Raw genomic sequence first — 12,171 nt, 5'->3', positions numbered from 1 at the left:
CCGCATCTGCGGGGCTTCCTTGCATTTCTGATACTGCGTGAAATGCGGTGATCTACTCGTTCGCGTTTAGACGTTGAACAGGAAGTTCAACACGTCGCCATCCTTGACCACGTACTCCTTGCCCTCGGCGCGCATCTTGCCCGCTTCCTTGGCGCCGCTCTCACCCTTGTACTGGACGAAGTCGTCATAGGAGATGGTTTGCGCGCGGATGAAGCCGCGTTCGAAGTCGGTGTGGATCACGCCGGCCGCTTGCGGCGCGGTGTCGCCCACGTGGATGGTCCAGGCGCGCACTTCCTTCACGCCGGCGGTGAAGTAGGTTTGCAGGCCCAGCAGCTTGTAGGCGGCGCGGATCAGACGGTCCAGGCCTGGCTCTTCCATGCCCATGTCGTTCAGGAAGGCGGTCTTGTCGGCGTCTTCCAGGTCGGCGATTTCCGCTTCGATCGAGGCGCAGATGGCGACGATAGGCGCGTTCTGAGAGGCGGCGTAGGCGGTCAGCTGGTCCAGCAGCGGATTGTTCTTGAAGCCGGTGTCGGAGACGTTGGCCACGTACATGGCCGGCTTGGCGGTGATCAGGCACAGCGGCTTGATCAGGGCCATTTCGTCGGCGTCCAGGCCCATGGCGCGCACCGGCTTGGCTTCGTTCAGGTGCGGCACGATGCGCTCCATGATGGCCAGCAGCTTGGCGGCGTCCTTGTCGCCGGAACGGGCTTTCTTGTTTTCGCGGTGGATGGCTTTTTCCACGGTGCCCAGGTCGGCCAGCGCCAGCTCGGTCTGGATCACTTCGATATCGTCCAGCGGGCTGACCTTGCCGGCCACGTGGATCACGTTGTCATCTTCGAAGCAGCGCACGACGTTGACGATGGCGTCGGTTTCGCGGATGTGCGACAGGAACTGGTTGCCCAGGCCCTCGCCCTGCGACGCGCCCGCCACCAGGCCGGCGATGTCGACGAACTCGACGATGGCGTTGACCATGCGTTCCGGCTTGACGATGTCGGCCAGCGCGCCCATGCGCGGATCCGGCACTTCGACCACGCCGACGTTCGGCTCGATGGTGCAGAACGGATAGTTCTCGGCCGGGATGCCGGCCTTGGTCAGGGCGTTGAAGAGGGTGGACTTGCCGACGTTAGGCAGGCCGACGATGCCGCATTGTAAAGACATGGAATTCCTTGTTAAATCAATTGGTTAGCGGTGCTTCAGATCGTTAGTCACGCCAACAATATTGAGTTAGGCTGAATTTCGAAGTTGCACAAAGAACGGGAAATTGGAACAAACCGCATATGACGCCGCAGTTCCCCATTTTGTCCCTGATAATGGCCATTATAACTCTCTCGGAAGCCATGATCCAAAGGCTCATGGAGGCGGTGCCTGTGCTCACAGTGGCGGACAGAGCGGCCAACCGCAAACATCGACCAGCCGCCAAGTCGTGAGGTTACGCCGCGCAGCAAGGATCCAGGGGCGCGCGCCCAACCATAAAAGCATCTTGACGTGATATCACCAGGAGATGATAATTGAATCAATCTCAGAAGTGGCAAGTGTTTTTCCACGACGAATTTGACCCCGAATTCGACGCCTTTTCAAAAGATGTTCAAGATGAATTGCTTGCAGTTGCTGTCGCGGTGAGGGAGCTCGGACCAGCTGCCGATCGTCCGCACGTGGGAACGCTGGAGAATCCGAGGCATCCCAATATGAAAGAGCTGCGTTTCAAGGCAAACAACGGTTCGGAAATTTGGCGGGCTGCATTTGCCTTTGATCCTCATCGTCAAGCGATCATCTTGGTTGCCGCCGACAAGCAGGGCATAGATGAGAAAAAATTCTATAAGAACCTATTGACGAAGGCAAATGAGCGCTTCGATAAACACTTGAAAAACTTGAAGTCAGCCGAAGCGGCTCCGCCCACCAAAGCGCAGACGAAAAGCAGCAAAGGTAAGAAATAGGAGATTGCCATGGGACGAAATCTGGACGATGTCATCAACAACCTGCCGGCTGACCGTCAGAAAAAAATCGCGGCGCTTTCTCATAAAAAAATTGAAGAGATGATTGCGCACGCGGCGACGCTTACCGATTTCCGCAAGGCGGTAGGCAAGACCCAGGTTGAAGTAGCCAAAGACCTGGGCATCAACCAGAACGCGGTTTCTCAACTTGAAAAACGTTCCGATACCTATGTTTCAACGTTGCGCCGTTTTCTGAAATCCTTGGGATTGACGCTTGAACTGTCGGTTCTCGACAAAAACGGCGTTCGAATTGACTTGCAAAATTTCCTACAATGGTCAGACAGCTCGGCCGGCGACCATGCCGAAACATACGCACCTGCCGCCAAGACGCCAACCAGGAACACCGCTGCGAAGGCACCGGCAAAAAAGCCAGTTGGCGTAGCCAAGAAACGAACCACGACGCGCGCAAAAAGTACGGGGGGCTAGCGCAAAGCGCCATTTAAACCGAATAGAAACTTGCATTCCGTCGCCAATCCTGTCGATCCATCGCATTCCGCCCTGCCCCGCCGTTCTTCCCGGCTACAATTGCCGCCATGAATATCAGCTCCTCCTTCCACCTGGCCTGGCGCTCGTTCTGGGTGTTAAAAAAGCACCGCCAGGAACCGCTGTGGGCGCAACTGGCGGTCGGCGCCGCGCTGGCGCTGCCGATCGGCTCCGTCATGATGCTCATCAACGGCCTGCTGACCGGGCGCGTGAGCGATCCCGGCTGGTGGCGCGCCTCGCTGCTGTTCAACCTGTTCATCTGCCTGGCCGTCGCCTACAGCATGCTGGCGATCACCCGCATCGTCGAAAAGCTGCTGCCCGCCGCCAGCATCGAACGGCTGTCCGAGGCGGCCGACTGGCGCGCCGCGCTGCTCATCAACGCGATCGCCGTCGGCGGCGTCGTGTGCGGCGCCGCCTTCAGCCTGAGTTTGTACACCTGGCTCACCGACTGGAATGGCTGGGCATCGTTCATGCAGCACAGCGTGGCCCAGACCGAATTCCTCGCCTTCGTCATGGTGGTGGCGGCGGCCAACTGGTTCTGGTGGCGCTTGCGGGTCAAGCAGGACCGGCTGCTGCACCAGGCGATGGAGGCCCAGCTGCGCCTGCTCCAGGCGCAGATCGAACCGCACTTCCTGTTCAACACGCTGGCCAATGTGCAAAGCCTGCTCGAGCGCGACACGCCGCGCGCCCGGCTGATGCTGGAAACCTTCACCGACTATTTGCGCGCCAGCCTGGGCCAGCTGCGCCACACCGACAGCACGCTGGCGGCCGAACTGGCGATGGTGCGCAGCTACCTGACCTTGCTGCAGATCCGCATGGAAGACCGGCTGCGCTTCGAGATCGACGCCAGCGACGACGCGCTGGCGGCGACCTTGCCGACGCTGCTGCTGCAACCGCTGGTGGAAAACGCCATCGAACACGGACTGGAGCCGAAGATCGAAGGCGGCCGCATCCGCATCCGCGCGCGCGTCGTCGATGGCCAGCTCGACATCTGCATCGACGACGACGGCCTCGGCCTGGACGGCCCGCGCCGTCCGCGCCGGCGCGGCAGCGGCATGGCCCTGCCCAACATCCACGAACGGCTGCGCACCCGCTACGGCGGCAAGGCCGCGCTGACGCTGGCGCCGCGGACCGTGGGCACGCAAGCCACGCTGTCCATCCCCTACCGGACGCCGGCATGACGCGCGCGCTGATCGCCGACGATGAGCCGCACCTGGCGCTGTACCTGAAGGAGCAGCTGGAACTGCTATGGCCGGAACTGGAGATCGTGCACATCGCCCGCAACGGCGTGGAGGCGGCCGCATGCATCGAGCAGCTGGAGCCGGACCTGGCCTTCCTCGACATCCAGATGCCCGGCCTGAGCGGGCTGGAAGTGGCGCAGGGCATCGAGGGCGACACCCGCGTGGTGTTCGTCACCGCCTTCGACACCTACGCGGTGCAGGCCTTCGACCATTGCGCGCTCGACTACCTGCTCAAGCCGCTGAAGACCGAGCGGCTGACGCAGATGATCGAACGGGTCAAGGCCACGCTGGCCCTGCGGGCGGCCGGCCGCAGCGCGCAGCCCGATGCGCGCCTGTCGCAGGCGCTGCACCAGTTGACGCGCGGACCGGCGGCGCCGGCGCGGCTGCGCTTCGTGCGCGCCGGCCAGGGCGAGTACGTGCATCAGATCGCCGTCAGCGACATCCTGTACTTCCATGCCGACGACAAGTACACGGTGGTGCAGTCCAGCGGCGGCGAGCACCTGATCCGCACCACCATCGTCGAGCTTTCCGAGCAGCTCGACCCGGACCAGTTCTGGCAGGTGCACCGCTCCACGCTGGTCAACCTGGACTACCTGGCCGGCACCCGGCGCGATGAAAGCAGCCGCCTGTTCCTGCGCATCAAGGGCCATGCGCGCGAGTTGCGCGTCAGCCGCGCCTACGTCCACCTGTTCCGGGCGATGTAGGCGGCTGGCGATTCGTCGGCGCGGCTGTCGATTCATCGCTTGCCGCTGCCGTCGGCGCGGCCCCTGTGGGATCGTTGCACTCTCGCAAACATTGATCCCACAGGACCCTGCCATGAAAAAAACCCTCTCGTTGTTGCCGATGCTGATGTTGAGCTGCCCGCTGTTCGCGGCCACCGCTCCCCTGCTCACACCCTCCATGGTCACGCTCAAGGGCGGCGAATTCGTCATGGGCAGCACCGCCAATCCGAAGGAAGATGACTATCCGAACTCGGAGCCGCTGCGCACCGTCAACATCAACAGCTACCGCCTGTCCCGCTACGAAACCACGGTCGGACAATTCCGCCAGTTTATCGAGGCCACCGGCTACCAGGCCGACGGCGATTGCTGGAAGCTGGCGGCCAACGACTGGGGCATGGAAAGCGGCAAAATCAGCTGGAACGCCGCCGTCAATGCACCCAGCGACTACCATCCGGTAATGTGCGTGAGCTGGGACGACGCCCACGCCTACCTGCAATGGCTGTCGAAGCAAACCGGCCGGCACTTCCGTCTTCCCAGCGAAGCGGAATGGGAATACGCGGCGCGCGCCGGCAGCAGCACCCGCTATTCCTACGGCGACGATCCGGCCGCGCTGTGCCAATACGCCAACGTTTACGACCGCAGCGGCAAGACCGCCATCACCCGCCTGACCGGCAAGGACAGGAAGGAGATCGCCTGCGACGACCAGGCCGAGTTGACCACGGTGGTCGGCATGTACCAGCCGAACGCCTGGGGTCTGTTCGACATGCAGGGCAACGCGGGCGAAGTGGTCGAGGATTGCCAGCACCTGAGCTATAAGGGCGCCCCCAACAATGGCGCGGCCTGGACCACCGGCTGCGATCTGTTCCACGGCTCGTCCATGGTCATCCATCGCGGCGGCAACTACAACAGCGGCCCGGTTGGCGCCAGCCCGACCTACCGCGGCCATACGGGAACGGAAAACCGCAGCAGCGTCGGCGAAGGCTTCCGCATCGCCGAGGATGTCGCCGGCGGCACGGTCCAGGATGGCGGCGCGAGCGCCTTCGACGCCGGCCTGGCGAAGGCGCAGGCCGCCGAACGCGGCCGCCGCGCAAAATAAACCGGCGCAACACCGCACAAAAGGAATAGTGGACTTATTGCCGTATGGCACTATCATACAGACAGTGCCATCCGCAGGAGTCCACGCCATGCCAGCAATCGCCGAGACGGCCCCGATCTATATGCGCAGCAGGCGATTCGATCGCCTGTTCGTGCTGGGCATTCCGCTGCTCGCGCTGGCCGTGGGCGCGCTGGCGCTCGGCTTCCCCGAATACTTTGTGCTGATCATTTCGCTGGACCTGGCCTTGCTGGGTTACCACCATGTCATTTCCACCTACACCCGCCTGCTGTTCGACCTGAAGTCGGCCCGCCGGCACTGGGCGCTGTTGCTGCCCTTGCCGGTGGCGGTGTTTGCCGGCGTCTACCTGCTGATAGTCTGGGGCGGTTTGGCGGCGGTCGCCACGCTGTACATGCACTGGCAGTGGTATCACTACACGCGGCAAAGCGAAGGCATCAACAAGGCCTACGGCATGAAGACGCGCAGCGTCCAGGCCGGCAATCCGGTGTTCAACCGCGTCACCTTTTACCTGGTGCCGGCCGCCGCCTTCCTGATGATGAGCGCGCGCCCGGACTCGACCTTCCTGGGGATGGAAGTGTGGAAACTGCCGGTGCCGCAATGGCTGGCCACGACCACCTTGGCGGCGGCGGGCGCCTGCCTGGCGTGGTGGCTGGCGGCGCAGCTGCGCGCGTTGCGCGCCGGCACGCTGGGCCGCCTGCATTTCGCCTACCTGTGCTCGCACTACCTGATCTACCTGGTGTCGTATGTCGCGATCCACGACATCACCAGCGGCTGGCTGGTCATCAACGTCTGGCACAACGCGCAGTACATCGCCTTTGTGTGGCTGTTCAATTCCAACCAGTTCAAGGGCGGCGTCAACCCCGAGCAGCGGGCGCTGTCCTGGCTCAGCCAGGAGGGCCGCTGGCCGCTCTACCTGATGGCCTGCCTGGCGCTGACCGGCGTGGTGTACCGCTCCATCGACCTGTCGAACGCCTACTTCGCCAACTACACGCTGGTGCCGCTGGTCGTGATCGCCTACCAGGGCATCAACTTCCACCACTACATCGTCGACTCCATCATCTGGAAGCTGCGCAAGCGCGACGTCCAGAGCGCTTTGAAGATAGTCTGACCATGCCGCACACCGGACTGGCCGGCAAGCCGGGCCGCTACCCCGTCCTCGATGCGCTGCGCGCCGTGGCGATCCTGCTGGTGCTGGCGCGGCACTGGGCGGTCGCTTCGCAGAACACGTTCGGCGTCGTGCCCGGCGGTCCGCTGGCGGTGCTGTCGGCCAACGGCTGGATCGGCGTCGACCTGTTCTTTGTGCTCAGCGGCTTCCTGATCGGCAGCCACTTCGCCGGGCCGCATGCCGCGCCTTTCGAGCGCGCCTCGGTGCTGGACTTCTACCGCCGCCGCGCCTTCCGCACGTTGCCGCTGTACTGGGGCGTGATCCTGCTTGGCTGGCTGGCGGCGCCGTGGACGCCGGCTGCGGAATTCTCCAGCCTGTCCTTCGCCACCCACCTGCTGTTCTTGCAGGATTATCTGGGCTCGGATGTCATGGTCACGCTGTGGTCGCTGGCGGTGGAAGAGAAGTTTTACCTGGCCGCGCCATTGCTGTTGTTCCTGCTAACGCGGATCGGCGCGCGCCCCGCCTGCATCGTGCTGGCGGCGGTGATAGGAGCGCTATGCTGGTCGATGCAGGCCAGCGCTCCGGGCCTCGCGCCGGGCGACTACCCGGCCTTCTTCTGGGCGATACGCGCGCCATTCCACCATGCCGTACTGGGCATCCTGGCGGGCGTGCTGGTCGCCGTCCAGCATGGCGCATCCAGTGCATGGCGCGCGCCGCGCGCGCTGTTGCTGTCGCTGGCGATGCCGCCGCTGTCGCTGCTGATGTACCGGGATTGGCTGGTGCAGGGCGACTGGACGACGGTCTGCTGGATCATCGCGCTGTCGTCCATGTTGTTTGCGCTGCTGGTTCGCTGCGGCCTGGCCGTCAATGCCCGACTGCCTTCGTTCGGCGCCGCGCGTCCGCTGCGCTACATCGCCAGGCTGTCCTATGCGCTGTATCTGGTGCACTACCCGCTGATCGCACCTGCCACAAAACTATGCCAGGCCCTGCTTGGCGATATGCGGCAGGCGCCCGTGGCGGGCAGCCTGCTGTTCCTGGCGATCTACGGCGCCATGTCCTGGGCCGCAGCGTGGCTGCTGCACGTCGCGCTGGAAAAACCGTTCCTGCTGCTGCGCGACCGTGCCGTCGCAACCCGACTCAACGTTCCTTCACGAACAGCGCGGTAACCATGCCGACCACGCTCACGGCGATGACATAGTAGGCCGGCGCCAGCGGATTATTCTTCAGCATCAGCGCCACCACCACCGGCGTCAGGCCGCCGAAGACGGCGTACGCCACGTTGTACGAGAACGACATGCCGGAGAAGCGCACCTGCGCCGGGAACGCCTTGACCAGCACGCAAGGCACGGCGCCGACCACGCCGACCGTGAAGCCGACCAGCGCATACAGGGGCAACAGCAGATCCGGCCGCGCGTGCAGCGTGGTGTAGAACACGTAGGTGCTGATCGCCAGCAGCAAGGCGCCGCCGAACAAGGTGCGGCGTGAACCGACGCGGTCGGCCAGCACGCCGGCCACCACGCAACCCAGCGCCAGACAAAAGGTTGCCAGCGTATTGGCCACCAGCGAGGTATGCGGATCGAAGCCGTATATTTTTTGCAGCAGGGTCGGCGTCATCAGGATCACCACGACGATGGCGGCCGACAGCATCCACGTCAGCAGCATCGACACCACGACCGCGCCGCGATGATTGCGCAGCACCGCCCTGAGCGGCATTTCGGCGGCCAGCGCCTTGCGCTGCTGCAGCTCGGCGAACACCGGCGTCTCATGCAGCCAGCGGCGCAGGTACATCGCGCCCAGGCCGAAGAAGCCGCCCAGCAGGAAGGGCAGGCGCCAGGCGCCGTCGGCCACCTGCTCCAGCGTGAAGGCGGTGTTGATGCCGGTGGCGACCACCGAACCTAACAGAATGCCGAAGGTCAGGCCGGCCGTCAGCGTGCCGCAGGCATAGCCGATATGGCGCGCCGGCACGTGCTCGGACACAAACACCCAGGCGCCCGGCACCTCGCCGCCCACGGCCGCGCCCTGCAACACGCGCAGCAGCAACAGCAGCATGGGCGCCGCCAGGCCGATGCTGGCGTAGGTCGGCAGCATGCCCATCAGCAGCGTCGGCACCGCCATCAGCAGGATGGACATGGTGAACATTTTTTTTCGGCCGAACAGATCGCCGAAGTGCGCCATGATGATGCCGCCCAGCGGACGCACCACATAGCCGGCGGCGAAGATGCCGAAGGTTTGCAGCATGCTCAGCCAACCCGGCATCGACGGCGGAAAGAACAGCTTGCCGATCACGGCGGTGAAGAAAACAAAAATAACGAAATCGTAGAACTCCAGCGCGCCGCCCAGGGCGGCCAGCGACAGGGTCTTGTAATCCTGGCGGGTAAGCGGTCGGGCGGGTGTGGCGCTGTGATCCATGCCGGGGCTTGGGGCGATGGCTGCTGCGTTATCTTTTATCTGCATGTCTGGTCTCGCTTTTGTTGGCGTTTTTATGGGTGGCCGGTGCGCGGCAAGCATAGAATACGCAATTTTCCGCGCCGTGAGTAAACGCGCGGAGACTATTGATATGTGACGGCCCCGCATGTGCTCCGCCCTGCGGCACGATCCGCTAAAGCGTGGGAACCGAATCAATGATCGCATCCTTGATCGGTACCCGTCGAGCCGAGCCAGTGATGGGATCAAACAAGACTATCGCACTAGTGCTGGGAAACACCACTCGGCCCTTTCCCAGTATTCCTTTTTCCGAAGAGACTAGAACACAATCGGCATATTGGGGGGGCGCCACTTGAGACAACACAGTTGCCCGCATCAGCTCAATCCGAGTTTTTACAGGCTTGCATGACGAGGGAGCAATCACATATTGACGAATGTGGGCGGTGCCGGTGGATATGCCTATCACAGTAGCCATGGAGCCCATGACGACTACATAGATCAGCACCCCACTCATAAGCGCCATTATCGTTGGAATGCCGAACGCCAACCCCGTAACATACATCAAGCCTTTTGACATGAGCATCGGCATGCTTTGCGAAAGCGCCGGCGCCACGAACAGAGTTCTGAGCCAAGTTGGCGTTTTCCTTTTTCCACTAGCTGTACTTCTCCGTTTGAGGAGTACCACCACAACACACCACAGCAGCCAGATCAACAGCATCAAGGGCAAGATGGCCATTAAAACCTCAAAGCCGATTTTTATCGGTGAGGCCTTCCCTAAATTTTCGATGAAGCGCGAAATCGCCCAGACGGAGAGGTCCAGCAAATCTATTGTGGAATTGAATAGTGCACCATGAGGCATGCCGAACGCGATTTCGGCCGAAATGGCGACTCCATAGCCAACTAATGCCAACAACACGGTGCACAGCGAGATGGCGGCAATTGCTAGCCCAATCATTTCGCGCTTGCGCAGACTAGCGCCTTTGTCAGACTCATCGCCTTTCTTATTGCCACGCTTCCGGTTCAGTACCGAGGGATGGAAACGTTGTGATCGGATAGCTTGGGAACGTGCAGGATGTGAAAAATTGCCCATGATTTCTCTCCTTTTAAAAAACCGGTGTGTCGGGTTTCGACCATAATTCAGATAACCAGGCTGGAGCAAGCGTTTGCATCAAACGATGCGGGTATCGAGACACTCAACAATCGTCGCAACAGATGCTAGACTGCTCGGCATTGATTTATTCCATTGCCCAAAAGGACCCATATGTCATCTGCCCGCGAGTTCACAAAACTGACGATCTCCGCCCTGATTGCCGCTTTGCTGATGGCCGCGCCGCCCGCGATGGCGGCCGCCAAACCGGCGCATACGCAGCAGGCCGGGCAAGCCCAGAGGCAGCTGGCCAGGCTGGCGGCGGCCTTCCACACGGCGCGCTGTAAATTCGATCCGCTGCTGTTCGCCACCGCCAACGGCGACGGCCGCTATGACGACCAGCTCGGCCTGGCCATCTCGCCCAAGGTGCGCGCGCAGCAGTTCACGCTGTACCGCCAGATGCAGAAGCAGCTGATGACGGTGCGCCGCGACCAGCTCGGCCAGCAGGAGCAGCTGACCTACGACCTGCTGTCCTACGAACTCAACAACGCGATGCAGCTGGAGTCCTTCCCGGAACACCTGCTGCCGCTGAACCAGCTCGACAACGTACCGAGCGCCCTGGCCAACTACGCCGACGGCAACGGCTCGCAGCCGCTGGGCACGGTCAAGCAATACCAGGCCTACCTGAGCCGCCTGAACCAGTTGCCGGCATGGATAGACCAGGCCATCGCCAACATGAAGCTGGGCATGCGCAGCGGCATCGTGCAGCCGAAGGCGATCACGGTGGCGATGCTGCCGCAGTTCCAGAACCTGCGCAGCGCCACGCCGGAAACGAGCATCTACTACTCGCCGGTGACGCGCTTCCCGGCCGGCTTCTCCGACGCCGACAAGAAAAAACTGACGGCCGCCTACCTGAACACGGTGGACAGCAAGATCGCGCCGGCGCTGACGCGCCTGGTCAGCTTCCTGGAAAACGAATACCTGCCGGCCAGCCGCGCCAGCACCGGCTGGAGCGCGCTGCCGAACGGCGCCGCCTGGTACGCCGCGCGCATCAAGGACAGCACCAACCTGCCGCTGACGCCGGACGCGGTGCACGCGCTGGGCCTGAAGGAAGTGGCGCGCATCCAGCAACAGCTGGCCGCGCTCGGCCCCAAGCTGGGCTACGACGGTCCGGAAAAACAACTGCCGCAATGGATGGCGGCGCAGGAAAAATTCAAGGTCTTCAGCACCGACGAGCAGGTGCTGGACGCCTATCGCGACATCTACGCGACCGTGCAGACCAAGCTGCCGACCTACTTCAGCCTGATCCCGAAAGCCAAGCTGGAGCTGCACCTGGAACCCGAGCTGACGCGCGCCACCGCGTCCGACCACTACACGCCGTCGGCGGCCGACGGTTCGCATCCGGGCGTGTTCTGGCCGGTGGTCAACGATCCGAAGAAATACAGCCGGGTCGACATGGTCAGCCTGTTGCTGCACGAAGGCGTGCCCGGCCACCACCTGCACGCGGCGCTGCTGAAGGAACTGGACTTGCCGGATTTCCGCAAATTCAGCACCGAGAACCCGAACAGCGCGGCCTACACCGAGGGCTGGGCGCTGTACTCGGAAACGCTGGGCCGCGAGATGGGCTTGTATGAAGATCCGGTGGCCTACTACGGCCACCTGAACGCGGAGATGCTGCGCGCCGCGCGGCTGGTGGTGGACACCGGCATGCACGCCAAGGGCTGGAGCCGCGAGCAAGCCATCGCCTACCTGGCCGACACGCTGGGCTGGAGCGAAGCGCGCGCCAAGAACCAGATCGAGCGCTACATGGTGTGGCCGGCGCAGGCGCTGAGCTACAAGGTCGGCTCGCTGAAGATCCTGGAACTGCGGGCGCGCGCGCAGCAGGCGCTGGGCGACAAGTTCAGCTACCAGAAATTCCACGAAGTCGTGATCGGCGACGGCACCCTGCCGCTGCCGATCCTGGAAGCCCGCGTCGACCGCTGGATCGCCGCCAAATAAAATTGG

Annotated in this window: 11 protein-coding genes; 8 read left to right on the top strand and 3 right to left on the bottom strand. The window is 62.8% G+C overall.

What is annotated here, in order from left to right:
- Positions 1 to 66: 66 nt before the first annotated feature.
- Positions 67 to 1,158 (bottom strand): redox-regulated ATPase YchF, encoded by a 1,092-nt coding sequence (ychF, locus tag AC1RMD_RS22885; protein WP_492929686.1) that lies wholly within the window; start codon positions 1,156 to 1,158, stop codon positions 67 to 69.
- A gap of 350 nt (positions 1,159 to 1,508) precedes the next feature.
- On the opposite strand from ychF, the gene AC1RMD_RS22880 reads away from it, so the two are divergent.
- From AC1RMD_RS22880 to AC1RMD_RS22850, 7 genes are all read left to right on the top strand, one after another.
- A complete protein-coding gene (locus tag AC1RMD_RS22880; protein WP_492929684.1) occupies positions 1,509 to 1,934 on the top strand; it encodes a type II toxin-antitoxin system RelE/ParE family toxin in 426 nt (141 codons plus the stop codon).
- 9 nt (positions 1,935 to 1,943) lie between these two features.
- Complete coding sequence (locus AC1RMD_RS22875) at positions 1,944 to 2,417, top strand: XRE family transcriptional regulator (protein ID WP_492929682.1); 474 nt, start codon at positions 1,944 to 1,946, stop codon at positions 2,415 to 2,417.
- Between the two features lie 107 nt (positions 2,418 to 2,524).
- Positions 2,525 to 3,655, top strand: coding sequence for a sensor histidine kinase (locus AC1RMD_RS22870; RefSeq protein WP_492929680.1), 1,131 nt, complete (start codon positions 2,525 to 2,527; stop codon positions 3,653 to 3,655).
- A complete protein-coding gene (locus tag AC1RMD_RS22865; protein ID WP_492929678.1) occupies positions 3,652 to 4,419 on the top strand; it encodes a LytR/AlgR family response regulator transcription factor in 768 nt (255 codons plus the stop codon). The genes AC1RMD_RS22870 and AC1RMD_RS22865 overlap by 4 nt, the downstream gene beginning before the upstream one ends.
- A 112-nt stretch (positions 4,420 to 4,531) precedes the next feature.
- A complete protein-coding gene (locus AC1RMD_RS22860; RefSeq protein WP_492929676.1) occupies positions 4,532 to 5,533 on the top strand; it encodes a formylglycine-generating enzyme family protein in 1,002 nt (333 codons plus the stop codon).
- Positions 5,534 to 5,621: 88 nt separating this feature from the next.
- Positions 5,622 to 6,659, top strand: coding sequence for a hypothetical protein (locus AC1RMD_RS22855; protein ID WP_492929674.1), 1,038 nt, complete (start codon positions 5,622 to 5,624; stop codon positions 6,657 to 6,659).
- A gap of 2 nt (positions 6,660 to 6,661) precedes the next feature.
- Complete coding sequence (locus tag AC1RMD_RS22850) at positions 6,662 to 7,822, top strand: acyltransferase family protein (RefSeq protein ID WP_492929672.1); 1,161 nt, start codon at positions 6,662 to 6,664, stop codon at positions 7,820 to 7,822.
- Here the strand turns inward: AC1RMD_RS22850 and AC1RMD_RS22845 are convergent.
- Together AC1RMD_RS22845 and AC1RMD_RS22840 are read right to left on the bottom strand one after the other, a co-directional pair.
- Complete coding sequence (locus AC1RMD_RS22845; protein WP_492929858.1) at positions 7,794 to 9,065, bottom strand: MFS transporter; 1,272 nt, start codon at positions 9,063 to 9,065, stop codon at positions 7,794 to 7,796. The genes AC1RMD_RS22850 and AC1RMD_RS22845 overlap by 29 nt on opposite strands.
- A gap of 190 nt (positions 9,066 to 9,255) precedes the next feature.
- Positions 9,256 to 10,170, bottom strand: coding sequence for a hypothetical protein (locus tag AC1RMD_RS22840; protein WP_492929670.1), 915 nt, complete (start codon positions 10,168 to 10,170; stop codon positions 9,256 to 9,258).
- Between the two features lie 171 nt (positions 10,171 to 10,341).
- Between AC1RMD_RS22840 and AC1RMD_RS22835 the strand changes: the two genes are divergently transcribed.
- The gene (locus tag AC1RMD_RS22835) at positions 10,342 to 12,165 is read left to right on the top strand and encodes a DUF885 domain-containing protein (RefSeq protein ID WP_492929668.1); all 1,824 of its coding nucleotides are present in this window, start codon (positions 10,342 to 10,344) and stop codon (positions 12,163 to 12,165) included.
- Positions 12,166 to 12,171 lie beyond the last annotated feature (6 nt).

The organism is Duganella sp. GW822-FHT06D06 (assembly GCF_058799615.1).
The sequence above is the reverse complement of the archived record's forward strand: the minus strand, read 5'-3'. Positions and strand labels throughout refer to the sequence as shown.